This window comes from Paraburkholderia phymatum, assembly GCF_040965635.1.
In the GTDB taxonomy this organism is placed as follows: Bacteria; Pseudomonadota; Gammaproteobacteria; order Burkholderiales; family Burkholderiaceae; genus Paraburkholderia; species Paraburkholderia phymatum_B.
Genome location: NZ_JBFRCH010000121.1, coordinates 1 through 411, shown reverse-complemented (window position 1 = coordinate 411; position 411 = coordinate 1). Strand labels below are relative to the sequence as shown.

The 411-nt window shown below is 41.4% G+C and carries 1 protein-coding gene; it reads right to left on the bottom strand.

Annotated elements, in window-relative coordinates:
• Positions 1 to 7 precede the first annotated feature (7 nt).
• On the bottom strand, positions 8 to 411 hold a 404-nt coding region (locus AB4Y32_RS40470), incomplete at its 5' end, for a hypothetical protein (protein WP_368726585.1).

Here is a 411-nt window from a genome sequence, read left to right as displayed (position 1 = left end):
TTGGGTTTCAATCTTTATCTTTACTTGGTATTTCTACCGTTGTTCCTGGTAGGTATGGTTTTCCATCTGGTTTCTTAGGCGTTACAATCGCATCACCATTTGGTTTACGTGTGATTTCAATCTCACTTGGTGTTTCAGTTGTTGGGGTATTTGGTGTTACCTTACCTGGTGTTGTTACATCAGGAACTTCAACTGTTGGTTGACCTGGTTCTGTAATCTTACCTGTACCTGGAACTTTACCGTCTGGTAGATCACTGTTTGGTACTTTACCTTTACCGTCTTCACCGATTGTTACTGTGATTGGGTTTCCATCTTTACCTGGGATTTCTACCTTAGTTCCTGGTGGGAATGTTGAACCATCTGGTTTCTTAGGTGTTACTGTAACGTCACCTGTCTTAGGATCTTGTTCTA